General features: G+C 70.2%; 21 protein-coding genes. 17 read left to right on the top strand and 4 right to left on the bottom strand.

What is annotated here, in order from left to right:
• The first annotated feature begins 508 nt into the window (after positions 1–508).
• The 12 genes from secY to truA all read left to right on the top strand — a co-directional run bounded on the left by secY (position 509) and on the right by truA (position 8,298).
• Complete coding sequence (gene secY / locus L942_RS34875) at positions 509–1,816, top strand: preprotein translocase subunit SecY (protein ID WP_037368504.1); 1,308 nt, start codon at positions 509–511, stop codon at positions 1,814–1,816.
• Positions 1,813–2,367: an adenylate kinase gene (locus L942_RS34880; protein WP_037368506.1), complete on the top strand. Its 555-nt coding sequence runs from the start codon at positions 1,813–1,815 to the stop codon at positions 2,365–2,367. Before secY ends, L942_RS34880 begins: the two co-directional genes overlap by 4 nt.
• Before the next feature lie 44 nt (positions 2,368–2,411).
• Positions 2,412–3,188, top strand: a complete 777-nt coding sequence (gene map, locus L942_RS34885) for a type I methionyl aminopeptidase (protein WP_037368509.1) — start codon at positions 2,412–2,414, stop codon at positions 3,186–3,188.
• A 229-nt stretch (positions 3,189–3,417) separates the two neighbouring features.
• The gene (gene infA, locus L942_RS34890) at positions 3,418–3,639 is read left to right on the top strand and encodes a translation initiation factor IF-1 (RefSeq protein ID WP_004558881.1); all 222 of its coding nucleotides are present in this window, start codon (positions 3,418–3,420) and stop codon (positions 3,637–3,639) included.
• Between the two features lie 37 nt (positions 3,640–3,676).
• Positions 3,677–3,790, top strand: a complete 114-nt coding sequence (gene rpmJ / locus L942_RS34895) for a 50S ribosomal protein L36 (RefSeq protein WP_004558882.1) — start codon at positions 3,677–3,679, stop codon at positions 3,788–3,790.
• Between the two features lie 198 nt (positions 3,791–3,988).
• Complete coding sequence (gene rpsM, locus L942_RS34900) at positions 3,989–4,369, top strand: 30S ribosomal protein S13 (protein WP_009072337.1); 381 nt, start codon at positions 3,989–3,991, stop codon at positions 4,367–4,369.
• Positions 4,366–4,551 (top strand): hypothetical protein, encoded by a 186-nt coding sequence (locus L942_RS34905; RefSeq protein ID WP_037368511.1) that lies wholly within the window; start codon positions 4,366–4,368, stop codon positions 4,549–4,551. The genes rpsM and L942_RS34905 overlap by 4 nt, the downstream gene beginning before the upstream one ends.
• A gap of 18 nt (positions 4,552–4,569) precedes the next feature.
• On the top strand, positions 4,570–4,974 hold the full coding sequence (gene rpsK, locus L942_RS34910; protein ID WP_009072340.1) for a 30S ribosomal protein S11: 405 nt from the start codon (positions 4,570–4,572) through the stop codon (positions 4,972–4,974).
• 23 nt (positions 4,975–4,997) lie between these two features.
• Positions 4,998–5,603 (top strand): 30S ribosomal protein S4, encoded by a 606-nt coding sequence (rpsD, locus tag L942_RS34915; RefSeq protein WP_037368514.1) that lies wholly within the window; start codon positions 4,998–5,000, stop codon positions 5,601–5,603.
• A 103-nt stretch (positions 5,604–5,706) separates the two neighbouring features.
• On the top strand, positions 5,707–6,780 hold the full coding sequence (locus L942_RS34920; protein WP_037368516.1) for a DNA-directed RNA polymerase subunit alpha: 1,074 nt from the start codon (positions 5,707–5,709) through the stop codon (positions 6,778–6,780).
• Positions 6,781–6,822: 42 nt separating this feature from the next.
• Complete coding sequence (gene rplQ, locus L942_RS34925) at positions 6,823–7,389, top strand: 50S ribosomal protein L17 (RefSeq protein ID WP_037368519.1); 567 nt, start codon at positions 6,823–6,825, stop codon at positions 7,387–7,389.
• 72 nt (positions 7,390–7,461) lie between these two features.
• Positions 7,462–8,298, top strand: coding sequence for a tRNA pseudouridine(38-40) synthase TruA (truA, locus tag L942_RS34930; protein WP_106965148.1), 837 nt, complete (start codon positions 7,462–7,464; stop codon positions 8,296–8,298).
• Positions 8,299–8,402: 104 nt separating this feature from the next.
• On the opposite strand, the gene L942_RS34935 is transcribed toward truA, so the two are convergent.
• Both L942_RS34935 and eccE read right to left on the bottom strand, forming a co-directional pair.
• Positions 8,403–9,122, bottom strand: a complete 720-nt coding sequence (locus tag L942_RS34935) for a hypothetical protein (protein WP_037368522.1) — start codon at positions 9,120–9,122, stop codon at positions 8,403–8,405.
• Positions 9,119–10,351: a type VII secretion protein EccE gene (eccE, locus tag L942_RS34940; protein ID WP_037368524.1), complete on the bottom strand. Its 1,233-nt coding sequence runs from the start codon at positions 10,349–10,351 to the stop codon at positions 9,119–9,121. Before eccE ends, L942_RS34935 begins: the two co-directional genes overlap by 4 nt.
• Before the next feature lie 795 nt (positions 10,352–11,146).
• Here eccE and eccB point away from each other — a divergent pair.
• The 3 genes from eccB to L942_RS34960 are packed head-to-tail and all read left to right on the top strand — an operon-like array spanning position 11,147 to position 14,191.
• Positions 11,147–12,775, top strand: a complete 1,629-nt coding sequence (eccB, locus tag L942_RS34950) for a type VII secretion protein EccB (protein ID WP_081655362.1) — start codon at positions 11,147–11,149, stop codon at positions 12,773–12,775.
• Positions 12,776–12,830: 55 nt separating this feature from the next.
• Positions 12,831–13,175 (top strand): hypothetical protein, encoded by a 345-nt coding sequence (locus L942_RS34955; protein WP_235079592.1) that lies wholly within the window; start codon positions 12,831–12,833, stop codon positions 13,173–13,175.
• A complete protein-coding gene (locus L942_RS34960) occupies positions 13,172–14,191 on the top strand; it encodes a WXG100 family type VII secretion target (protein WP_037368529.1) in 1,020 nt (339 codons plus the stop codon). Before L942_RS34955 ends, L942_RS34960 begins: the two co-directional genes overlap by 4 nt.
• A gap of 118 nt (positions 14,192–14,309) precedes the next feature.
• On the opposite strand, the gene L942_RS34965 is transcribed toward L942_RS34960, so the two are convergent.
• The gene (locus L942_RS34965; RefSeq protein ID WP_051166470.1) at positions 14,310–15,962 is read right to left on the bottom strand and encodes a S8 family serine peptidase; all 1,653 of its coding nucleotides are present in this window, start codon (positions 15,960–15,962) and stop codon (positions 14,310–14,312) included.
• An 8-nt stretch (positions 15,963–15,970) separates the two neighbouring features.
• Positions 15,971–17,371, bottom strand: a complete 1,401-nt coding sequence (gene eccD, locus L942_RS34970) for a type VII secretion integral membrane protein EccD (protein WP_037368533.1) — start codon at positions 17,369–17,371, stop codon at positions 15,971–15,973.
• A 324-nt stretch (positions 17,372–17,695) separates the two neighbouring features.
• On the opposite strand from eccD, the gene L942_RS34975 reads away from it, so the two are divergent.
• Together L942_RS34975 and L942_RS34980 are read left to right on the top strand one after the other, a co-directional pair.
• Positions 17,696–21,709, top strand: a complete 4,014-nt coding sequence (locus L942_RS34975) for a type VII secretion protein EccC (RefSeq protein ID WP_037368535.1) — start codon at positions 17,696–17,698, stop codon at positions 21,707–21,709.
• A 40-nt stretch (positions 21,710–21,749) separates the two neighbouring features.
• Complete coding sequence (locus L942_RS34980) at positions 21,750–23,774, top strand: type VII secretion-associated protein (protein ID WP_037368538.1); 2,025 nt, start codon at positions 21,750–21,752, stop codon at positions 23,772–23,774.
• Positions 23,775–23,780: the final 6 nt, after the last annotated feature.

Here is a 23,780-nt window from a genome sequence, read left to right on the forward strand (position 1 = left end):
GATTGTGCTGACGGTTCGGGGGTGCTTGTCAAGGCGGGAAAGATGCCTTGACAAGCACCCCCGAACCGCAGGGAGGCTTCGTATCGGGGTGCGGGGGAGGGGCTGGATGCCTCGAGTTTTGCGTGCACCGGTGCCGGTTGGGGGGCGTGAAGGGCTCCTTGAGGGAATCTAAGTACGTGAAGGGGTCCCTCACGGGCTCGGCTTGGTGCCGTTTTTCCGTGCTGTTGTGGGAAAGCCCGCCTAATGGTGCGGGCCGAACAGGTGATCATCTGTGCTCCGAGCGGCCTCACCTGCGGCTCTTGGCTGCCGGGGCGGCTCGTACTGAGACGTAAAACGCACACGCGCTGCGGGGGCTCCATGCGAAGCTGTTAGAGTCGGCGGCACGCTTCCGGGCCTGTTTGCCCTGAAGCGTTCCTGGCTTGCCAGTGAGTCAGACATCCCGCCGGTCTCGTACCGGCCAAGCCGATCGTCGGTTGGGACGACCGACGACGCCGAGGAGGTCCCCCGCGTGCTCAGCGCATTCCGCTCGGCTCTCGCGACGCCGGATCTACGCAAGAAGATCCTGTTCACGCTAGCCATCGTCGCGGTCTACCGGATCGGTGCAACCATCCCGGCTCCGGGGGTCTCGTTCGCCGCCGTGAAGGCCTGTACCGCACAGGCGGACCAGCAGGGCGTGTACCAGCTGCTCAACCTCTTCAGCGGCGGCGCGCTGCTGCAGCTGTCGCTGTTCGCGACGGGCATCATGCCCTACATCACCGCGAGCATCATCATCCAGCTGCTCACCGTGGTCATCCCGCGGTTCGAGGAGTTGAAGAAGGAAGGCCAGTCCGGCCAGAACAAGCTGACCCAGTACACCCGGTACCTCACGATCGCTCTGGCGATCCTGCAGGCCACCGGCGTGGTCGCGCTGGCCGACCGCGGCACGCTGTTCCAGGGCTGCTCGCAGCCGATCATCCCGGACAACAGCATCTACTCGCTGACGCTGATCGTGGTCACCATGACCGCCGGCACCGCGGTGATGATGTGGCTGGGCGAGCTGATCACCGAGCGCGGCGTCGGCAACGGCATGTCGGTGCTGATCTTCCTGAACATCGCGGCCCGCATCCCGGCCGAGGGCGCCAACATCATCAGCAACGGCGGCGGCATCGCGCTGGTCGTGGTCCTCGCCTTCGGACTGGTGATCATCGCCAGCGTCATCTTCGTCGAGCAGGGCCAGCGCCGGATCCCGGTGCAGTACGCCAAGCGCATGGTCGGCCGCCGGATGTACGGCGGCACCTCGACTTACCTGCCGATCAAGGTGAACCAGGCCGGTGTCATCCCGGTCATCTTCGCCTCGTCCCTGCTGTACCTGCCGCAGCTGCTCAGCCAGCTGATCGGCGACCCGAACAGCAACGCGGGCTGGCAGTCGTTCATTCAGAACTACCTGGTCAACCAGAGCAGCTGGGTGCACATCCTGCTCTACTTCCTGTTGATCATCTTCTTCACCTACTTCTACATCACGATCACGTTCAACGTGGACGAGCGTGCGGAAGAGATGAAGAAGTTCGGCGGCTTCATCCCGGGCATCCGGCCCGGCCGTCCCACCGCCGAGTACCTCAGCTTCGTGCTGGGCCGGATCACTCTCCCCGGCTCGCTGTACCTGGGCATCATCGCGATCCTCCCGAACTTCTTCCTGTCCCTCACCGGCAGCGGGAACAACCAGAACTTCCCGTTCGGTGGCACGGCTGTGCTGATCATGGTCGGCGTCGGGCTCGACACCGTGAAGCAGATCGAAAGCCAGCTGATGCAGCGCAACTACGAAGGGTTCTTGAAGTGACGCGACTGGTTCTCGTCGGACCGCCCGGCGCGGGCAAAGGCACGCAGGCGGTTGCCCTGTCCGAGCAGCTGCGGATCCCGCACATCTCGACCGGTGACCTCTTCCGGGCGCACGTCGGCCAGGAGACCCCGCTCGGCCAGGAGGCCAAGCGGTACCTGGACTCCGGCGAGCTGGTGCCGGACTCGGTGACCAACGAAATGGTCCGCGAGCGGCTGGCCGAGCCGGACGCGAAGGCGGGCTTCCTGCTCGACGGGTTCCCGCGCAACACCAAGCAGGCCGAGGTCCTCGGCGAGATGCTGAGCGAGGCCGACACCAAGCTCGACGCGGTCATCCAGCTCGACGTGGCCGAAGACGTCGTCGTCAACCGGCTCATGTCGCGCGGCCGCTCGGACGACACCGAGGATGTCATCCGCCGTCGCCAGCAGGTGTACGTGTCGGAGACTGCGCCGCTGCTCGAGTACTACGCCGACATCCTGGTGAAGGTCGACGGCGTCGGCGAGGTGCAGGAGATCTCGGACCGCGTGCTGAAAGCGCTGCGCGACCGCACGTGAATCTCGGAGGATTGCGTGTTCTGCAAGTGCTCCGCCGCGGGCGCATGATCGAGATCAAGACCCGTGGCGAGCTGGAGGCCATGCGGGCGGCCGGACTGGTGGTCGCCCGCACCCTGGCCGCCGTGCGCGAACTTGCCCGTCCCGGCGTCAGCACCGCGGAACTGGACGAGCTGGCCGAGCAGACGATCCGCGACGCCGGCGCGGTGCCCTCGTTCAAGGGCTACCACGGGTTCCCGGCGTCGATCTGCGCGTCGGTGAACGAGCAGATCGTGCACGGCATCCCGTCGGCCAAGCAGGTGCTCTCCGACGGCGACCTGATCTCGGTCGACTGCGGCGCGATCCTCGACGGCTGGCACGGCGACTCCGCGGTGACGCTGGAGATCGGCGAGGTCAGCGAGAAAGACCGGCAGTTGTCCGAGGCGACCAAGCGCGCCATGTGGGCGGGCATCGAGGCCGTTCGCGCCGGCTCCCGGCTCACCGACATCTCGTTCGCCGTGCAGACCGCCGCCCGCCAGGCGGGCGAGGACGACGGCCGCGAATACGGCGAGATCCTCGAGTACGGCGGCCACGGCATCGGCCGCCAGATGCACATGGAGCCGTTCCTGCCGAACGTCGGCAAACCCGGCAAGGGCCCGCGGCTCAAGCCCGGCATGGCGCTCGCGGTCGAACCCATGCTGACCGGCGGCAGCGGCGAAACCCTCGAACTGGACGACGGCTGGACGGTCGTCACCCTCGACGGCTCGCGCGCCGCGCACTGGGAGCACACCGTCGCCATCACCGAGGACGGCCCCTGGGTCCTCACCCTCCCCGAAGAGTCCTGAGCGGCCACTCACACGGGTCTTCTTGCCCCCCGGCCGACGGGGTACTGCACGGGTTGCGTACACTGTCAAGTCGGCGCGCTCATGCGCCGGTTCCAGCATGCTCGTGAATTCTCGCGAACCTCATGGACCCGGGGCCGAGTGTGGCCGAGCACCACCCAGTAAGCAAGGACTCGAGCTCAAAACCGATCACGCTGTGCACATCAAGCGTGCATCAGGGATTGCGGAGGACATGGCTAAGAAAGACGGGGCCATCGAGGTCGAAGGCCGCGTGGTCGAGCCGCTCCCCAACGCGATGTTCCGCGTCGAGTTGGAGAACGGCCACAAGGTCCTGGCACACATCAGCGGCAAGATGCGGCAGCACTACATCCGCATCCTGCCGGAGGACAGGGTTGTCGTGGAGCTGTCGCCCTACGACCTCTCCCGTGGTCGCATCGTCTACCGCTACAAGTGATCACGCCAGAGCCGAGCAGAGCAGGAAGCAGGAAGACGTGAAGGTCCAGCCGAGCGTCAAGAAGATCTGCGACAAGTGCAAGGTGATCCGCCGTCACGGCCGGATCATGGTGATCTGCGAGAACCTGCGTCACAAGCAGCGTCAGGGCTGAGAACCGCACTGCAGCAGGCCGCTTGACGGCTAACCCACCCTCCCCGTACCTGCCGGGCCGCGGAAGCGGTCCGGTGCACCCCCGGACTTCAGGCCGGGGCCGGGACACCCGGGGCGCAAGCCACGGGCACGACAGGCGAGTCGGTTCCGGAACCGGACGGGGAGCAGACCTGAAGACGAACCCGAAAAAGGAGCACCAGTGGCACGACTCGCTGGCGTCGACCTTCCCCGCGAGAAGCGGTTGGAAATCGCGCTGACTTACATCTACGGGATCGGCCGTACCCGCTCGAAGCAGATGATCGCTGCTGCCGAGCTGAACGCCGACACCCGCGTCAAGGACCTCAGCGACGAGGATCTCGTCAAGCTGAAGGACTACATCGACGAAAACTTCAAGGTCGAGGGTGACCTTCGCCGCGAGGTGAACGCCGACATCCGGCGCAAGATCGAGATCGGGACCTACCAGGGTCTGCGCTGGCGTCGTGGTCTGCCGGTGCGCGGTCAGCGGACCAAGACCAACGCCCGCACCCGCAAGGGCCCGAAGAAGACGGTCGCCGGCAAGAAGAAGGCTGGCAAGAAGTGAGCACCCAGGGCAAGAAGGTCGTTCGCATGGGCGGTTCCGTCCGTCGCTCCACGGCTTGTGTCTCGCCCAAGGCGCTCTACGCCCGCCCGATGGCGCTGCGGAACCTCTACACCGACGCCGGATCCATCATCCGCCGCGGGCAGCAGGAAGCCGTCGCCGCTCACCAGCAGAACGCGCGTTAACAGGAGAACCCTCAGAACATGCCACCCAAGAGCCGCACTGCGGGGGCCAAGAAGGTCCGCCGCAAGGAAAAGAAGAATGTCGCGCACGGTCACGCGCACATCAAGAGCACCTTCAACAACACCATCGTCTCCATCACGGACCCGACCGGCGCCGTGATCGCGTGGGCCTCGAGCGGCCACGTGGGCTTCAAGGGCTCGCGCAAGTCGACTCCGTTCGCCGCGCAGATGGCCGCCGAGAACGCCGCCCGCAAGGCGGCCGAGCACGGCATGAAGAAGGTCGACGTTTTCGTGAAGGGCCCGGGTTCGGGCCGCGAGACGGCGATCCGCTCGCTGCAGGCGGCCGGCCTCGAGGTCGGCACCATCCAGGACGTGACCCCGCAGCCTCACAACGGCTGCCGCCCGCCCAAGCGGCGCCGGGTCTGAGGAACGGGGAGGAGTACTAAGAAATGGCTCGTTACACCGGCCCCGCGACGCGTATTTCGCGTCGCCTCAAGGTTGACCTCATCGGCGGCGACCAGGCGTTCGAACGTCGCCCCTACCCGCCGGGCCAGCACGGCCGCGGGCGCATCAAGGAGTCCGAGTACCTCCTGCAGTCGCAGGAGAAGCAGAAGGCTCGCTACACCTACGGCGTGCTCGAGCGCCAGTTCGTCCGGTACTACAAGGAAGCCGTGCGGCGTCCGGGCAAGACCGGTGAGAACCTGCTGCAGATCCTCGAGTCCCGGCTGGACAACGTGATCTACCGCGCCGGCATCGCCCGCACCCGCCGTCAGGCGCGGCAGCTGGTGAGCCACGGCCACTTCCTGGTCAACGGCGTCAAGGTCAACGTGCCGTCCTACCAGGTGACCAAGTGGGACATCATCGACGTGCGGCCGAAGTCGATGGGCATGCTGCCCTTCGTCGCGGCCAAGGAGTCCTTCGGCGAGCGTCCGGTTCCGGCGTGGCTGCAGGTCGTCCCGTCGAACCTCCGCGTGCTGGTCCACCAGCTGCCGGAGCGCGCGCAGATCGACGTTCCGGTTCAGGAACAGCTGATCGTCGAGCTCTACTCGAAGTAACCGGTCTCTGCGACTGGTTACCGGGCGGCGGCGTCCCGTGCGCCGCCGCCACGCCATCCCTTCGACGTCATATGGCGGGCGTCGTCTGGAAAGGAAACAAGGAATGCTGATTTCCCAGCGGCCGGCTCTCAGCGAAGAGACGGTCAACGAGACCCGCTCCCGGTTCACCATCGAACCGCTGGAGCCCGGCTTCGGCTACACGCTCGGCAACTCGCTGCGGCGCACGCTGCTGTCGTCCATCCCGGGCGCGGCCGTGACGAGCATCCGCATCGACGGCGTGCTGCACGAATTCACCACCGTTCCCGGGGTGAAGGAAGACGTCACCGACATCATCCTGAACCTGAAGGAACTGGTCGTGTCCTCGGAAGAGGACGAGCCGGTCACCATGTACCTGCGCAAGCAGGGCCCGGGTGAGGTCACGGCTGCCGACATCGTGCCGCCCGCGGGCGTCACCGTGCACAACCCGGATCTGCACATCGCGTCGCTGAACGGCAAGGGCAAGCTCGAGATCGAGCTCGTCGTCGAGCGCGGCCGCGGGTACGTTCCGGCCCTGCAGAACAAGCAGGCGGGCGCGGAGATCGGCCGGATCCCGGTCGACTCGATCTACTCGCCGGTGCTGAAGGTGACTTACAAGGTCGAGGCCACCCGTGTCGAGCAGCGCACCGACTTCGACAAGCTGATCCTGGACGTCGAGACCAAGCCGTCGATCACCGCGCGCGACGCGGTGGCCTCGGCCGGCAAGACGCTGGTGGAGCTGTTCGGCCTCGCTCGCGAGCTGAACGTCGACGCCGAGGGCATCGAGATCGGCCCGTCGCCGCAGGAGGCGGACACCATCGCCGCCTACGCGATGCCGATCGAGGACCTGGACCTCACCGTCCGGTCGTACAACTGCCTGAAGCGCGAAGGCATCCACACCGTGGGCGAGCTGGTCTCGCGCAGCGAGGCGGACCTTCTCGACATCCGCAACTTCGGCGCCAAGTCGATCGACGAGGTCAAGCTGAAGCTGGTCGGCCTCGGCCTCGCGCTGAAGGACAGCCCGCCCGGGTTCGACCCGTCCGCGGCTGCCACCAGCTACGACGGCGAAGGCTGGTCGGAAGGGGTCGCCGGCATCGGCGGCGGGATTTCGGACGACGGCCACGATGATGGCCAGGACTACGCAGAGACCGAGCAGCTCTGAGGCCTCGTGCCCGGACGCTGTGAGCTGAACTAGGAGAAAGTCATGCCCACCCCTACCAAGGGAGCCCGGCTCGGCGGGTCCGCCGCGCACGAGCGGCTGATCCTGGCCAACCTGGCCACTCAGCTGTTCGAGCACGGCAAGATCACGACGACCGAGGCGAAGGCCAAGCGGGTCCGCCCGCTGGCTGAGAAGCTGATCACCAAGGCGAAGCGGGGCGACCTGCACAACCGTCGCCTGGTGCAGAAGGTCGTCCGGGACAAGGACGTCGTGCACAAGCTGTTCGCCGAGATCGGCCCGCACTTCGCGGAGCGCGCCGGCGGGTACACCCGCATCACCAAGACGATGCCGCGCAAGGGCGACAACGCCGCCATGGCCGTCATCGAACTGGTCGCGGAGAAGACCGTGACGTCCGAGGCCGAGCGGGCCCGCAAGACCAAGTTCGCCAAGGACGAGGTCGCCGCCGCTCCGGTCGCCGAGGAGGCCGCCGAGGCCCCCGCCGCGACCGAAGAGGCCCCGGCTGCCGAAGAGGCCGCCGCCCCGGCCGCGGACGAGGCCGCTGCTTCGGACGAGGCCGCTGCCTCCGACGACGCCGACGCCAAGAAGGACTGAGTCCTGCCGGCACTGTCTACATCGGACGAGCCCGCCGCTCCCCACGGGGAGGGCGGGCTCGTTCGTCTGCGTTTGGACGTGAGCTACGACGGCACGGACTTCTCCGGCTGGGCCCGCCAGCCCGGCCGCCGCACCGTGCAGGAGGAACTGGAGCAGGCCCTGCAGCGCCAGCCGCCGGGCAAGGCGGTGCCGAACTCCGTGGTCGTCGCGGGCCGCACGGACGCCGGGGTGCACGCGACCGGACAGGTCGTGCACGTCGACGTCGTCCCGTTCGAACCCGGTGCGCCGGGCCGGATTCCGGTGGATTCGCTGGGAATCCCGGACCTGACGCGGATGCGTGGCCGCTGGAACAAACTCTTGCCCGCCGATGCGCGGGTTTTGCGCGCACGCGTGGCGCCGACGGGTTTCGACGCCCGGTTCTCGGCCATCCGGCGGCACTACCGCTACCGCGTCTCAGATGCCCCGTGGGGAGTCGACCCGTTGCGCCGCAACGACACTCTCGCTTGGGGCCGTCCACTGTCGACAGAGCGGATGAACGCCGCCGCGCAGTCGTTGCTGGGCCTGCAGGACTTCGCCGCGTACTGCAAACAGCGAGAGGGCGGCACGACGATCCGCGAGCTGCAGCGCCTGGAGTGGACGCGGATCGACGAGTACCTGCTGGAAGTCCAGGTCAGCGCGGACGCGTTCTGTCATTCGATGGTCCGCAGCTTGGTCGGGGTACTGCTGCTCGTGGGGGACGGGCGGCGCGGAACCGACTGGCCTGGCCAGGTGCTGGCGAGTGGGACCCGGGACAGCGCGGTCGCCCCGGCGCACGGGCTGACGTTGACGGCGGTGGATTACCCCCCGGACGAGCTGCTGGCCGCGCGGGCGGAACAGACTCGGAACGTGCGGTCTTCGACCGAGCTTTAGGTCGAGGCTTCGTCGCTGAGCGCGGTGGCGCTGGTAAAGCCAGGGAGGGCCTACCTGTGGAGTTTCCGCAGGAAGGCCCTCCCGGACTATTCTCTGGCGAAAGCTCAGTCGCCCCGGCGAACCGGGCCGAGCAGTTGCTGTTCCTTCTGCGTCGTGACCAGCCGGAGCGGACGCCACAGGTTCGTGCCCAGCGCCACGATCTGGTCGTCCTTCAGCGTGGTCAGCTGACGCATCATCTGCGGCGGCAAGCGCCAGATCCGGGCGGCCAGTTCGGCCTGTCCGGCGGGCAGCCGCTGCATCAGCACGAGGTCCGCGGCGTTCGCCGTGGTGCCCGCCTGCGGGTGCAGGTACGGCAGCACGTACACCGTGGTCTGCCAGGGCGAACGGGGCGGGAACAGGTCCTGCGGGGTCGGGCCGCCGTCGGTCACCACGAGCAGCGGGGCGTCCTCAGACGGACGGGGCAGTTCGACCGGCGAGAGCCGGCGGATCTGCACCAGCGGCGACGGGCGTCCGTCGCGGCTTCCGGCGGCCTGCTGCAGCACTTGCCACGCCGCGGGACGTCCGGTCGCCACGACCACCCACGCACCGGTCGCCATGGCGCGCATCGCGACCTGGCGGGCCAGGTAGAGACCGCCGACGAGCACGATGCGGGTCGGCTGCGAGCGCAGCGCGGAGACGGTCAGCGGTTCGCCCTTGAGGCCGGAGCCGAGGACGACGCCGCCGCGGTCGCCGGACGGGCTGATCGCGTCGAGCATGGCCGGATCGACCGTGAATTCCGGCGCGATGCCCTGGTTCTGCCCGGCGTCGCGAAGTCGGGTGCTCATGCGGTCCCTCCGATCGGCAGCGTCGCGGAGAACGCCGAGATCTGCATGCCCTTCATCGGGGTCAGGTCGACGTCCAGCCGCTCCGCGATGCTCTGCAGCCGCTGGTCGGCGGCGTCCAGCTCGCGCGGGTTGCGGGCGCTGAGCCGCACCACGCCGCGCAGGCCGATGCGGCCCTCGTCCGCCGACGGAGAGATCGCCATGGCGACCGTCGCCGACAGCGCGCGCACGCTGGTCAGCCCGTTGAGGCTGCCGCTGATCTTGCCCTTGGGCCAGCCGGTGATCGCGTAGCTGGAGTGCCCGATGCCGGCCGCGGTGACGCCGGTCCAGCTCTCCTGCAGGCTGACCTTCTCGTTGGAACCGGCGACCGCGGTGAGCTCGGCCGCCGAGATGCTGGCGCGCAGCAGCTCGTCCGGGTCCAGCGGCCGGGTCGGCACGCCCTGCGACTCCAGTGCGTTGCGCACCCGCGACAGCGCACCGATCATCGCGCGGTGCGCTCCGACGACGCCGCCGCCGCGTTCCCGGATCGCGTCCGGGCAGCGCCGCGGGTCGAGCCGGACCGCGATCCACGTGGTCCGCCGGGCGGCCGCGGGCAGCGGGCCGAGCACCTCGAGGTAGGAGCTGAGCGCCGGGGCGTCCGCGGGCATCGCGGCCGAACCCGGGTAGCTGTGCCAGATCATCTGGATGGAGTCCAGCAGCACGCCGCGGTCTTCCAGGCACGGCGCGAGCGCGGAAAGCGGGAGGCTGGGCGCGCCGCCCGCCTGCGAGATCATCGCCGGCATCGGCTCGACGAGCAGGACCGCGGTCCAGGTGCCCTCGTTCCAGGCGATGCCGACTTCCTGCCGTTCGTGGTCGACGGCGTGCGCCACCACGAGATCCGGCACCGCCAGCCGCAACAGGCTGACGCGCGCGTCCTCCGGGCCGGTGATGGCGCTTTCCTCGGCCAGTTCCTCGATGCTGGTCGGCGGCGGAGGGGTCGCCACCCGGCCGTGCGAGCGGAACCGGTACCGCAGCGTCAGCGAGAGCCACTGGGTGAACCAGCGCCCGCCGACGCGCAGGAAGGCGAGGATGAGGCCGAGCACGGCGACGCCGATCGCGACGTACTTGAGCTGCGTGTTGATCGCCAGCAGCACGAGCCCGATCGCGACGCCGACTTCCAGCACGACGAGGTTGACCACGGGCAGCGGACCGAGCGAGATGCCGCCGGAGCGCCGCCGCGAGGGCGGTGCCATCCGGACCGCGGTCGCGGTGCCGCCGCCGGCCGGGGAGGGTTCGCTGCTTTCCGGGCCGCCGCCGCTGGGACCGCCCGGTCCGCCGGGTCCGCCAGGACCACCGCCGCTGGGACCACCAGGTCCGCCGGGGCCGCCACCGCCCGGGCCGCCCGGGCCGCCGGGGCCACCGCCGCCGGGGCCGCCAGGTCCGCCAGGTCCGCCGGGACGCGGACCGTTAGGCCCGCCGCCGGGACGGCCAGTCCGCGGGCCGGTGGGACCACCCGGTCCACCCGGCCCGCCAGGTCCGGCGGGGCCTCCGGGACCGCCCGGACCGCCGGGCTTGGGTCCGCCCGGACCGGGTTTGGGCCCGCCGGGACCGCCGGGTCCGCCCGGTTTGGGGCCGCCGGGTCCCGGAGCGCCGGGAACGCCGGGACCTCCGGGCTTGGGAACGCCGGGTCCGGGAGTGACCGGTCCGCCGGGTCGTCCGGGACCGCCCGGCACGCCGGGAGGGGGAGTGCGAGGGGGCAGGCCGGGGCCGCCGGGAGCCGCGCCGGGTCCGCCGGTTCTTCCGGGCCGCTGCGGCGGGCCCGGGGGACGTCCCCCGGGCGGCGGTGGCGGCCCCTGCGGACCAGGCGGACGTGGAGGCGTGCTGACGGACATCCGCGCGTTCTCTTCCCCTCGTGAGTGCTGCGTACCCGGAAAGCCGGTCCCGGGATGCCTGACCCTAACCGGAGTTGGTAGAAACCCCACACCAGACGGTCCCCGTACGGCTATCCTGCGGAACCGTACCGCGACGGGGAGGACTGTAGGTCGAGAATGCCATCAACACCCACGACTAAGTCTCAGGTTCAGGCATACAAGTTCGTCCTGCGCCGGATGCAGTCCGCGCTGGTCCGCCGCGACGCGGTGATGTTGCACGACCCGATGCGCTCCCACGGGCGAGCGACCGCGGTCGGCGTGATCCTCGGCGTGCTGGGCGCCGTCGTTTTCGTGCTGTGGGGCCTGTTGAGCCCCGCGCCCTCGGTGCCGTCGTCGGACAACATCGTGATCGGCGAGCAGTCCGGCACGGTGTATGTCGTCACGGGGAATCCGGCGCGGCTGATCCCGACGTTCAACCTCGCGTCGGCGCGGCTGATCCTCTTGGCGCAGAAGCAGCAGGGCGGCCAGGGACAGCAGGGCGGCCAAGGCGGCCAGCAGGCGACCGACGTGAAGAACCCGACTGTCGTCTCGGATGAACAGCTGAAGAACATGCCGCGCGAGAAGCTCACCGGCATTCCGGACGGCCCGCAGCTGATCCCGTCGGCGGATCAGCGGATTACCCCCAATTGGGCGGTCTGCGACGAGGTCGTGCTCGACCCGTCGCTGCCGCAGCCGGACTCGGTCAACAAGACCAACACGGACGTGATCGCCGGCGTCGACAAGCTCGGCAGCGAGCTGCAGGACAACCAGGCGCTGCTCGGCGACGCGGGCAACGGCAAGACCTACCTCATCTACCGGCTGCCCGCGACGCAGAGCCGGCCGAACGCGAACACCGTGCGCGCCGAGGTGTCGTCGAGCACCAGCGACCCGGTGCGGTCCGCGCTGCACCTGCCGACGAAGGCGCGCAAGGTGTCGCAGGCCCTTCTCAACGCGATCCCCGAGGTCACCAAGCTGATCCCGCCGCCGGTCGCGGGCGAGAACACGACGCCGCCGAGCAGCTTCGACGGCCTGACCGTCGGCGACGTCTTCTCGACCCAGCCCTCCGGTGGCGCGTTGGAGTTCTGGCTCATCGCCAAGAGCGGCATCCAGAAGGTTTCGCCCGCCGTCGCGGACATCGTGCGCACGGCCAAGAGCGGCGGCTCGGCCACCACCCCGACCTTGACTCTCGACAAGATCAACAACGTCAAGGTGCTGCAGAAGGACGACCCCGACTACGTCAAGGTCGACGACTACCCGAAGATCGTCCCGACCGTCCTCGACGCCACGCAGGGCTCCCCGGTGGCGTGCCTCGGCTGGTCGCTCAACGCCGACGGCACCCAGGCGCATACCTCGGTCTACATCAACAAGCAGATCCCGGTGGAGAAGAACGCCGACGGCACCTCGAAGATCCTCAGCGTCAGCAACACCGGCCCGAACGGCGTGCCGATCACCGGCTTCTACATGCCGACCGGATACGGCGCGGTGGTGCAGTCGGCCACCGAAACGGACAAGACCTTCGGCAAGGGCCCGATCCAGCTGATCTCCGACCGCGGCATCCGTTACGGCGTGCCGGACGTGGCGACCGCGGAAGCGCTGGGATTGAACAACCGGCTGCCCGCGCCGGAGTCGATCATCGGGCTCCTGCCGACCGGGGCGTCGCTGAACGTGCAGAACGTGATGAAGCAGTTCGATTCGGTGCCGATCGACCCGAACGCGGGCTCGTACAAACCGCAGGCGGCCGGACAGCAGCAACCCGCCGGGAACTGACGGCGGATTCCGTCCGTCACACTCGGACACGCACCGGGTGAGCGGAGGAATGAACGTGGCAGCGCCGGGAAGCAGTCCGGGAACCAGCGCCGTGCGGATCGACGGCGCGATCGTCGGCGGCTACGCGGCGAAGGTCGCGCGGGCCGCCGACGAACTGGAGACCGCAGCGGGCGGGGTGGGCGCGGGGGCGACTGCCGCCGAGGCGTACGGCGAGCTGGCCGAGCGACTCGGCGTGCCGGAGTCGTATGCACAGGCGGCGCAGGCGTTGCGCGGCCAGCTCGCCGCCGGGGTCGCCGCGCTGCGGTCGGTCACTGCGGCGCTGGAGCAGCTCACCGCCGGCCACACCGAGCGGGACGCCGACGCGGCGGAGCGGATCGAGCGCGCCGGGAGGATCTCGTGACCGAGCCGTCTTTGGCGTACGTCACCGAGCTGGCCCGCGAGCTGGGCGTGCCCGATCCGGTCGCCGCCTACTACCGGCCGCTCACCGGCCGCTGGGAGGAACTGGACGCGGAGGCCGGGAGGCTGCGCGGCGCGGCGCGCACGGCGGCCCGGGTGTCCGCGGACCTCGCGGAGGATCTCGGCCGGATCGACGCGTCGTGGTCCGGCCCGGACGCGGACGCGTTCGTCGCTTACCTCGGCGAAATCCGCGCCGCGAGCGAGGGGGCGGAGGACGCGCTCGACGCGCTCGCCGGCTCGGTCGACCAGCTCGCCGAATCGCTGCGCAAGATCGCCGGTGCGGCGGAAGAGGTGCTGGTCGACGCGGCTGATCTGCTGTCCGAATCGGCGATGCTGCCCAGCGGCGGCGCTTCCCGGGCCCGGTCGCAGATGCGGGAGACCGGACAGTCGCTGAAGTCCTTGCACGAGGCCGCGGAGGACGTGCTGCGCGAGTTCGGCCGGTTGTGCGCCGGAGTGGACGCACCGGCCGGGAGTCCGTCGAGCATCGAACTGCGGCACCACTATCCGGCGCGGCAATTCCGGCTGCACGACGCCGACGCGCCCGCGGGAACCAGCGCTGCCGGAGAGTCCACAGTGGCCTCTTCCGCGGCCGCCTCGGACGATTCGGTGCGCCCGTCCGCCGCGGAGGATTCCCACCACGGCAAGGAAACCGCCGCCGATCCGCGGCTGGAGCAAGGCCAGGCGGGCATTCCGCCCGTCGAACCCGCCGCTCCGGCCGGGCCGCCAGTGGCGGCGAACGAGGGCTCGGGCGCCTCGATGATGCCGATGATGGGCTTCGCCGGCATGGGCGGCGGAGGCGGTGGCGGCGGCGGTGCACAGCACAAATCGAGGCAGCGCACCCCGGCGAAGACATCCGAGATCTTCGGCGAGCCCCCGCAGGTGACTCCGCCGGTGATCGGTCAGGATCCGCCCGCGCGGCGGCCGGAGAAGGACGGTAAGCCGCCGAAATCCGCGAAATGACCAAGGAGGCCGCCGCCGCGACACCCGCGGCGAGCGGCCTTTTCCGCGCCGGAACCAAGAACGGAAAAAGGGCCGCTCTCGCGACGATCGCGGAGAGCGGCCCTTTTCGTGCTGGAAGTTATCGCGCCGGCGGCGACCCGGACCGGTTCCGCCGGATCGTGTGGACCACGAACAGCGTGATCAGCAGGGCCGCCACGCCGCCGCCGGTGCCGGCGAGCGCGACGATCATCGGGGTCGAGCTGATGCCGTCGGCGGGCGGCAGCTTGGCCTCCTGCACCACCGGCTTCGGCAGCGAGAGATTGCCGGTGTCGCCCGGCAAATTCGCGGTGAGCGCGGCCACCGGGTCGATCACGCCGTAGCCGACGAAGTTGTCGCGCCCGCCCGGAGCGGCGGGGTGCTGTGCGGTCGCCTTGAGCCGCTTGACCACGTCACGCGCGTTCATGTTCGGGAACATCGAGCGGACCAGCGCGGCGACGCCCGCCACGTACGGCGCGGCGAAGCTGGTGCCCTGAATCGGCGACGGGTTGCCGTTCGCGATGGTCAGGTTCGCGAGTCCGGTCGAGTGCTCCGCCGGGTCGAGCGACACGATCTTCGTGCCCGGCGCGGCCACGCCGACCCACGGGCCGTGCACGCTGAACGGCGCGACGCCGCCGTCCTCCTGGATGGCGCCGACGGACAGCACGTCGTCGGAGAACCACGGCGGGGTGACGATCGACTTCGGCTTGTTCGGGTCGGCCTGGTCGTTCTGCGGGCAGTTCTCCGAGACGTTGCCCGCGGCCGCGACGACCACGATGTTGTTCTCGGCCGCGTAGTGCACCGCGGCCTGGACCTTGCGCTCGCCCTCCTGGATGTCGCCGGGCGCGGTGCCGGCGCGGCAGTGGTCGACCGACATGTTGATCACGCCGGCCCGGTGGGTGTCGGCGATGCCGCGGATGATCTGCGCGAGCGTGTTCAGCGTGCCCGCGGTGCCTTCCTTCTGCAGCTGCCGGTTGTCGCCCTTGTTGTCCTGCTGGGGCGCGGTGCCGCTGCCGCCGCCGGTCCCGCCGCCCGAGGACGGGGGAAGCTGGTTGCCGCTGCTGGCCGGGGGCTGCTGGCTCTGTCCGCTCGCGGGCGGCTGGCTCGGGCCCCCGGACGGCGGAGCCGCGGGCGGCTGCGGGTTGTCGTCCTTGGCGTAGTTCTCGCTCAGCTGCCGGTAGGACACGATGTGCGCGTCCGGGGCCACGCCGATGAAGCCGACCTTCGGGTCCTGCGGGTTGCCCGCGATGATCCCGGCGACCTCGGTGCCGTGGCCGTCGCAGTCCTGCAGGCCCGGCTCCGCGCCGTTGTCCGGGGTGGCGACGTAGTCCCCGCCGCTTTCCACCCGGCCCTGGAACCACGGATGCGGCGTGACGCCGGTGTCGATCACGGCGACCTTCTGGTTGCCGCCGACCGATCCGGTCGCCGCGCGGACGATCTCCTGCGCCTTGTCCAGCTGCAGGTATTCCTGGCCCCACGGACGGAAGTTGATCTCGACGTTCTGCCCGAGACTCCGCTGCACGCACTCGTTTTTCTTTTTGTACGTGGTGTCCGGGCGGCCGGTGTCGGCGGGCGGCGCGTCGCCGGGACCCAGCGGCGGCGGGGTGGCCCAGGTGCCCGCGGGCGCGTCCGCCGTCTGCGCCGACGCCGGAGCGGCGGCGAACGGGGACATCAGCCCGAGCCCGGCGGCGAACAACGCCACCCCGGCCCGGCCGGGAAGGCCGAGCCGGCGCGGGAAAAGACGTCGGGAGCCCATCGCGGCGCTCACTTGAGGTTGAGGTGGCGCAGCGTCGAGTAGAGGTCCATCACGCCGAGGGCGAGCGGCAACACCACGGCGATGCAGATCGCCTCGATGATTTCCACGGTGCGCCGCAGCGGCGGCGAGAACCGCTGGTCCGGGAAGACCACGCCGACCACGAGGGCGGCCGCGGCGATCAGGATCAGCGCGCCGAAGACGTACAGCAGCCGCTGCTCCGCGGTGGCGGAGAAGAACAGCCAGCCGAGCAGGATGCCCGCCGCGGCGACCATGCCGGTGGTGAGCAGCGCGATCGCCTGCGCGCCGTTGGCGTAGGCCCGGGCGCGCAGCAGCAGGACCAGCGTGGCGATGACGCCGAGGATGATGCCGAAGGCGTTCGGCGCGGTGGCCGCGAGGATCGCCGCGACGGCCGTGGTTGCGCCGCAGCCGATCATCAGGCCGGTCATGTAGTCGTGCGCGACCGCGGTGCGCTGCTCGATCGCCTGGTAGTCCGGGAAGCCGGAGTCTTCCTTCAGTTCCTCGGCGGTGCTCGGCACGTACGGCAGCGGGAGCTTGGCGAGCCAGATGGTGGCGCGCGGCAGGAAGGAGATGCAGCCCAGCGCGACGGCGACCGTGCCCGCCGCGACCGACGCGGTGTCCGCGCTGGTCACGAGCGTCGCGACGAGGAAGGCGAGCGCGCCGAACACGCCCGCGGTGGCGGTCGCGATGAACACCCGGATGCCTGCGCCGACCACGAGGATGCAGACCGCCGAGACAATCAGCACCAGCACCGCGCCGAGCAGCAGGTTCGCCCGCACCGACAGTCCGGGCACGATGTAGAACCCGCTCACGAACGCCAGCGGGAGGCCGCCCGCGGAGGCGATCAGCACGCCGGTGGCCTCGGCCTGGTAGGCCTTGGCGAGCGTGGCTCCGACCGCGACGCAGGCGATCGCGCCGAGGCCGCCGGCGATCGCCGGGCCGAGCGCGGAGCCGCCGTAGAGGGAACCGCTGAAGAACAGGGCCAGCGCGGAGAAGAACAGGGCGAGCCCGCCCGCGGCGTGGCCGAACCGGCGCGCGGTTTCCTTCGTCCATGGGCGGAAGGTGTCCGGGTCGGCCTCCGCGATGGCGTCGACCACGTCGTCGTACATCGGCGGCGGCGGGTTCTCGTTCCGCTTGCGCAGCTGCAGCAGCTCGCCGTCGACCACGCCGAGGGACGCGAGCGTCCGGCTCGGGTCGAGCGGGGCGTCGCCGAGCTTGGCCAGCGCCCACCCGCCGTGCCGGGCCCCGCCGTCCGGAGTGACCTCCTTGGCCATCTCCAGAAGCATGGGCAGCAGGTCGGCGACCGCCACGTCGGCCGGAAGCGCGACGTCGATGCGCGTCGTCGGTGCGACCACCGTGACCCTGCTGAATACCGTCGTGCCCGTTGCCACTAGATCCCCCGCTCTGAAGAGTCAGCTCCCGGGGAACTTATACCGAACCTGGTGACAGGTTTCAGCGCGTCTCCGCAAATCGTCGGCGAAAGTACCCGTCCAGGCCGGGTTGGGCCAGTTCGACCAGCGGGTTCGTCCGGCTGGTCCGATAACTGTCGGTGGCGGTCCTTACACTCGGGCGCACTGGGAGGACGGGTCCGGCGGGGGCCCGGCGAGGGGAGTGAGATGCCGATCCTGGAGTTGGCCGGATTTCCGGGGCGACGTTCGATAGGTTGTCCCGCGCACCCGGGTGCAGGCGTCGAGCAGGAATAGAGGGGTCCTTCGATGAGCACGCTGCAGTTCAAGAAGTCGCCGCGGCTGGCCGCGCCGCGCCCGCCCGGCGGCGAGGTGCACCTCGAGCCGCCGCCCGAGGTGCCCCGCACGATCCCGGGAAACATCGTCGCCAAGGCGATTCCGGGCGTGATGATCTTCGCGTCGCTCGGGATGATGGTCTTCATGTTCACGGCGGGTGGGAAAAACCCGACCACGATCATGATGAGCGGCATGATGCTGATGGGCACCGTCGGCATGCTCGCCGGTGGCGGCGGCAAGGGCGGTGGCCAGAAGAAGGCCGAGATGGACGAGGACCGCAAGGACTACCTGCGGTATCTCGGCCAGATGCGCGATCGCGCCCGCGAGGCGATGGTCGACCAGCGCGCTGCTTTGGAGTGGGTGCACCCGGATCCGCAGTCGTTGTGGTCGTTGGCGGCGAGCCGCCGGATGTGGGAGCGGCGGCAGAACGACCAGGACTTCCTGCACCTGCGGGTCGGCCGCAGCTCGCACCGCTTGGCCACCCGGCTGGTCCCGCCCCAGACCGGCCCGGTGGACGAGCTGGAGCCGATCGCCACGTTGGCGCTGCGCCGGTTCGTGCGCGCGCATTCGATCGTGCCGGACCTGCCGACGCAGATCACGCTGCGCGGGTTCGCGGCGGTCAGCATGCAGGGCGAGCGCGGCCTGACTCGTGCGCTGACCCGCGCGATGCTGGCTCAGCTGGTCACGTTCCACAGCCCGGACGACGTGATGATCGCGGTGGCGACCGCGGGCCGGGCGAAGCAGGAGTGGGAGTGGGCGAAGTGGCTCCCGCACGCCCAGCACCCCACGCTGTCGGACGGCATCGGGCAGCTGCGGATGATGGCGGGCTCGCTCAAGCAGGTCGAGGACTGGCTGGACGAGGAGCTGCGCGACCGGCAGCGGTTCTCCCGCAACGCGACGCCGGCTCCGGACCAGCCGCACATCGTGATCGTGATCGACGACGCGGAGGTGACCCGCGAGGAGCAGATCATCCTCGAGGAGGGCCTGGTCGGGGTCACGCTGATCGATCTTTCCGACTCGATCGGCAACCTCGCCGCCCGCCGCGGCCTGCGGCTCGTGGTGGAAGAGGAGCGGCTGGGCGCGCGCAGCGCGGGCGGGGTCGAGTGGTTCGGGCGTCCGGACCGGCTCAGCGTGGTCGAGGTCGAGGCGCTGGCCCGGCTGATCGCGCCGTACCGCGTCGGCGGGGGCGGCGGCCAGGACGTCAGCGAGGAAGAGCCGCTGCTGTCCAACCCGTCGCTGCTGGAGCTGCTCGGGATTCCGGGCGACCCGATGACGTTCGACGTGCAGCAGGCGTGGCGGCCGCGGCCGATCCGCGACCGCTACCGGGTCCCGTTCGGGGTCGGCGAGTACGGCCAGCCGGTGGAGCTCGACATCAAGGAGGCCGCGGCCGAGGGGATGGGCCCGCACGGGCTGTGCATCGGCGCGACCGGTTCCGGCAAGTCGGAGTTCCTCCGGACGCTGGTGCTGGGGATGCTGGCGACGCACTCGTCGAGCACGCTGAACTTCGTCCTGGTCGACTTCAAGGGCGGTGCGACGTTCCTGGGGCTGGACAAGGCCCCGCACGTGTCGGCGGTGATCACCAACCTCGCGGACGAGGTCACGCTGGTCGACCGGATGAAGGACGCGCTGGCCGGGGAGATGAACCGCCGCCAGGAAGCGCTGAAGAACGGCGGCAACTTCAAGAACGTGTGGGAGTACGAGAAGGCGCGGGAGAACGGCGCCGACCTCGACCCGCTGCCGGCGCTGTTCATCGTGTGTGACGAGTTCTCCGAGCTGCTGGCGGCGAAGCCGGACTTCATCGACCTGTTCGTCGCGATCGGCCGGCTGGGCCGGTCGCTGCAGATGCACATGCTGCTCGCGTCGCAGCGGCTGGAAGAGGGCAAGCTGCGCGGTCTGGACTCGCACCTGTCCTACCGGATCGGCCTGAAGACGTTCTCCGCGGCGGAGTCGCGGGCGGCGATCGGCGTGCCGGACGCGTTCGAGCTGCCGTCGGTGCCCGGCGGCGGGTACCTGAAGTACGACACCTCGACCCTGGTGCGGTTCAAGGCGTCCTACGTGTCAGGCCCGTACCGGCCGGCGGGGATCAAGGCGGCGGGTCCGGCCGCGACGGTGGTGCGCGCGGACAAGCGGCCGCAGCTGTTCGTGCCGGACTTCGTGGAGCTGCCCAAGGAGCCCGAGCCGGAGCCGGTGGTCGAGGAAGAGGCTCCCAAGCAGCAGGAGTCGGAGGAGGCGGTCGAGCCCAGCGAGCTGGACGTGATCGTCAGCCGCCTGGTCGGGCAGGGCCCGCCGGCGCACGAGGTGTGGCTGCCGCCGCTGAACGAGCCGAACTCGCTCGACACGATGCTGCCGAACCTCAACCCCACCGACGACCGCGGGCTGTCCCCGGTCGGGTTCTTCGGCAACGGCAGGCTGCAGGTGCCGCTGGGCATCGTGGACCGGCCGTACGAGCAGCGGCGCGACCTGCTGTGGGCGGACTTCTCCGGCGCGCAGGGCCACGGCGTGATCGCGGGCGGGCCGCAGTCGGGCAAGTCGACCATGCTGCGGACGCTGATCATGTCGATGGCGCTCACCCACACGCCCGAGGAAGCGCAGTTCTACTGCCTCGACCTCGGCGGCGGCACCCTCGCCGGTCTCGCCGACCTCCCGCACGTGGGCGGGGTCGCGGTGGCCCGGCGCGAGCCGGACAAGGCGCGGCGGATCGTGGCCGAGCTGACCACGCTGCTGACCGAGCGCGAAGGCCGGTTCGGGGCACTGGGCGTGGACTCGATGACGGAGTTCCGCAACCGCAAGCGGCGCGGCGAGATCACGCCGGAGCAGGACCCGTTCGGCGACGCGTTCCTGATCGTGGACAACTGGCGGGCGCTGCGCGACGACTTCGAGGAGCTGGAGACGTCGATCACGCGGCTGGCCACCCAGGGTCTGGCCTACGGCGTGCACGTGATCATCTCGGCCAACCGGTGGGCCGACCTGCGGCCGGCGATCAAGGACATGCTCGGCACGCGGTTCGAGCTGCGCCTGGGCGACCCGACGGAGTCCGAAATGGACCGCCGGATCGCGGTCAACGTCCCGGCCGGGCGGCCGGGACGCGGCCTGACCCGCGACAAGCTGCACCTGCTGACCGGACTGCCGCGGATCGACGGGTCGAGCGATCCGGACACGGTCGCGGCGGGCGTCGCGGACGCGGTCGCGAAGATCCGCGGGGCGTGGCGCGGCCGGGTGGCCCCGCAGGTGCGCCTGCTGCCGGAGATGATCACCTACGAAGAGGTCCTGCAGCTGGACCAGAAGCGGGATTCGAAGCTCATCCCGATCGGCGTCAACGAGGAAGACCTCCAGCCGATCTACCTGGACTTCGACGCGGACCCGCACTTCTTCGCGTTCGCCGACGGCGAGTCCGGCAAGACGAACCTGCTGCGGCAGATCGCGCGCGGCATCGCCGAGCGGTACACGCCGCAGGAAGCGGTGATCCTGCTGGTCGACTACCGGCGCACGATGCTCGGGTTCCTCGAGGGCGATTCGCTGCTCGGCTATGCCGTGTCCTCGGCGCAGCTGGACAGCATGGTCCAGGACGTGCACGGGTCGATGACGCGGCGGCTGCCGGGTCCGGACGTCACCCAGGAGCAGCTCAAGACCCGGTCCTGGTGGACCGGTCCGGAGCTGTTCGTCCTGGTCGACGACTACGACCTGGTCGCGACCCAGTCCACCAACCCGCTCAAGCCGCTGTCGGAGTTCCTCGCCCAGGCCAAGGACGTCGGCCTGCACCTGGTCGTGGTCCGGCGCACCGGTGGCGCGTCGCGGGCGGCCTACGACCCGGTCATCGGCAAGCTCAAGGAACTCGCCGCACCGGGCATGGTGATGAACGGTTCCCGCGACGAGGGCGCGCTGATCGGCAACATCCGGCCCAGCGCCATGCCGCCGGGCCGGGGCAACATGCTCAGCCGCAAGAACGGCAAGCAGCTCGTGCAGGTGTCGTGGATCCAGCCCGACTGACCGACCGGGGAGCCGTCGCGGCTGACGGAAGGGGTGCCCGGTGACGGTGCGGGTCGCGGTCGATTTCGGGACCTCGAGCACCTGCGTCGTCGTGTCGGTCAACGGCCGCGAGCCGCAGGTCGTGGTGATCGACGGGCAGCCGCTGATGTCTTCGGCGGTGTACGCGGCGTCCGACGGCACCCTGTTCGTCGGCCAGGAGGCCGAACGGCAGGCGGCCGTCGACCCGTCGCGGTACGAGCCGAATCCGAAGCGGCGGATCGACGAGGGCGATCTGCTGCTCGGCGATTCGGTGCTGCGGGTCATCGACGTCGTCCACGCGGTGCTGGAGCGGGCGGTCGCCGAGGCCCGCCGGGTCGCCGGCGACGTCGAGGTGGACCTGCTGGTGCTCACCCATCCGGCGGACTGGGGCGCGATCCGCACCCGGCTGCTGCGCCAGGCGGCGGGACGGCTGGCGCGCGAGGTGGCGCTGGTGCCGGAGCCGGTGGCCGCGGCGGTGTACCACGCGGCCACCTTCGCCCCGGAGGCCTCGCCGGGCGGACGGACGGTCGAGTTCTCCGGCCGTCCGGGCGACGCGCTGGCGGTGCTCGACCTCGGCGGTGGCACGGTCGACGTCAGTGTCGTCCAGCGGTCGCCGGAGGCCGCGCGCGCGGCGCGGGTGCCGGGTGCGCCGCCGCAGCGGGGCGGGTTCCAGGTGCTGGCCACGCGCGGCGACCCGAGCTTCGGCGGGGCGGACATCGACCAGGCGTTGCTGGAGCACGTCGGGTCGCTGGTGTCCGGCACGGATCCGCAGGCGTGGCAGCAGCTGGTCGAGGGCCGCGAGCTGGCCGAGCGCCGGCGACGCCGGGTGCTGCGTCAGGACGTGCGCGGCGCGAAAGAGACGCTGTCGCGGCATACGTACACGGATGTGCCGCTGCCGCCGCCGTTCGCGGACGCGCACGTGACCCGAGCGGACCTGGAACGGCTGATCGGGCCCCAGCTCGGCCGGGTGGTGGAGCTGACCAGTGCCGCGATCGCCGATTCGGGCCTGCGTCCGAAGCAGCTCGCGGCGATTTTCCTGGTCGGCGGTTCGAGCCGGATCCCGATGATCTCCCGGCTGGTGCACGAGCGCACCGGCGTAGTGCCGACGAGCTTGGACCAGCCGGAGACCGTCGTGGCACGCGGCGCGCTCCGCGCGGTGCTGCTGGAACCCGACCGCGCCGGCGTGCTGCCTGGTTCGTCGATCCCAGGGCAAGCCGAGCATCGCACCGAGATCGTCCGCGGGGACGCTCCGATCCGGCGCGGCCCGGCACCGGTGCCGAACGCTGTGAACACGCCGCCGCGGAACGCTCCGATGCCGCCGCGCGGGTTTTCGTCCGCCGATCCGGCCCGGGGGCCGCACAGCGCGCCGTTCGGTGCGGTGGCACCCGCCGGCCCGAGTCCACTGCGGACTGGACCGGGCAACAACGCCTTGGGGCAGAACGGTTCCGGGAACGGAGCGTTCGCCGTTTCGAGCGCGGACTCACCGGGCGCCGCGGGCGGTAAGGCGAAGAAGCGCCGTCGGCTGTGGTTGATCACCGCCGCGGTGGCGGTCGTGGCACTGGTCGCGGGCGGAGTCGTCTACTTCGTCCGCAGCGGGGACAACTCGGAGCAGGGCCGCTCGTTCTCGCAATACGACTTCAGCCTCGTCGCGCCGAGCGACTGGATCCAGACCACCGACGAGGTCGCGGACCGGCAGGTCATCCTGCACCCGCAGGACGCGGCCAACGGCAACGATCTCGTGCTCGCGCAGGAGTTCGTGATGGACTACGACGCGACGGCCGACCGGCAGAAACTCGTCGAAGCTCTGCGGTCCGGGGTCAGCGGGAACGCGAACTACACTGCGTTCCGCCCCGATCTGACTTACGGTGGCCGGAACGTGATCGGCTATGTCGAGAGCAAACCGGAACGGATTACCGTCCGCTGGTATGTGCTAGTGCAAGGGCGGATCCGGGTGCACGTCGGCTGCCAGTACCAAACTCCCGCGGTACAGCAGCGCGTCGACGCCGCGTGCGAGCAAGTGGTGCGCACGCTGAAGATCACCAGCTGAAGGAGC

It is taken from the genome of Amycolatopsis orientalis DSM 43388, from assembly GCF_000411975.1.
GTDB lineage: Bacteria > Actinomycetota > Actinomycetes > Mycobacteriales > Pseudonocardiaceae > Amycolatopsis > Amycolatopsis orientalis_D.

Bases quoted from the DNA above. Each gene is read 5' to 3' on its own strand.
- rplQ (WP_037368519.1), top strand. From the start codon at position 6,823: ATGCCCACCCCTACCAAGGGAGCCCGGCTCGGCGGGTCCGCCGCGCAC.
- L942_RS34920 (WP_037368516.1), top strand. From the start codon at position 5,707: ATGCTGATTTCCCAGCGGCCGGCTCTCAGCGAAGAGACGGTCAACGAG.
- L942_RS34935 (WP_037368522.1), bottom strand. From the start codon at position 9,122: ATGAGCACCCGACTTCGCGACGCCGGGCAGAACCAGGGCATCGCGCCG.
- eccB (WP_081655362.1), top strand. From the start codon at position 11,147: ATGCCATCAACACCCACGACTAAGTCTCAGGTTCAGGCATACAAGTTC.
- rpsK (WP_009072340.1), top strand. From the start codon at position 4,570: ATGCCACCCAAGAGCCGCACTGCGGGGGCCAAGAAGGTCCGCCGCAAG.
- map (WP_037368509.1), top strand. From the start codon at position 2,412: ATGATCGAGATCAAGACCCGTGGCGAGCTGGAGGCCATGCGGGCGGCC.
- eccE (WP_037368524.1), bottom strand. From the start codon at position 10,351: ATGGCACCGCCCTCGCGGCGGCGCTCCGGCGGCATCTCGCTCGGTCCG.
- L942_RS34975 (WP_037368535.1), top strand. From the start codon at position 17,696: ATGAGCACGCTGCAGTTCAAGAAGTCGCCGCGGCTGGCCGCGCCGCGC.
- L942_RS34965 (WP_051166470.1), bottom strand. From the start codon at position 15,962: ATGGGCTCCCGACGTCTTTTCCCGCGCCGGCTCGGCCTTCCCGGCCGG.
- rpsD (WP_037368514.1), top strand. From the start codon at position 4,998: ATGGCTCGTTACACCGGCCCCGCGACGCGTATTTCGCGTCGCCTCAAG.
- infA (WP_004558881.1), top strand. From the start codon at position 3,418: ATGGCTAAGAAAGACGGGGCCATCGAGGTCGAAGGCCGCGTGGTCGAG.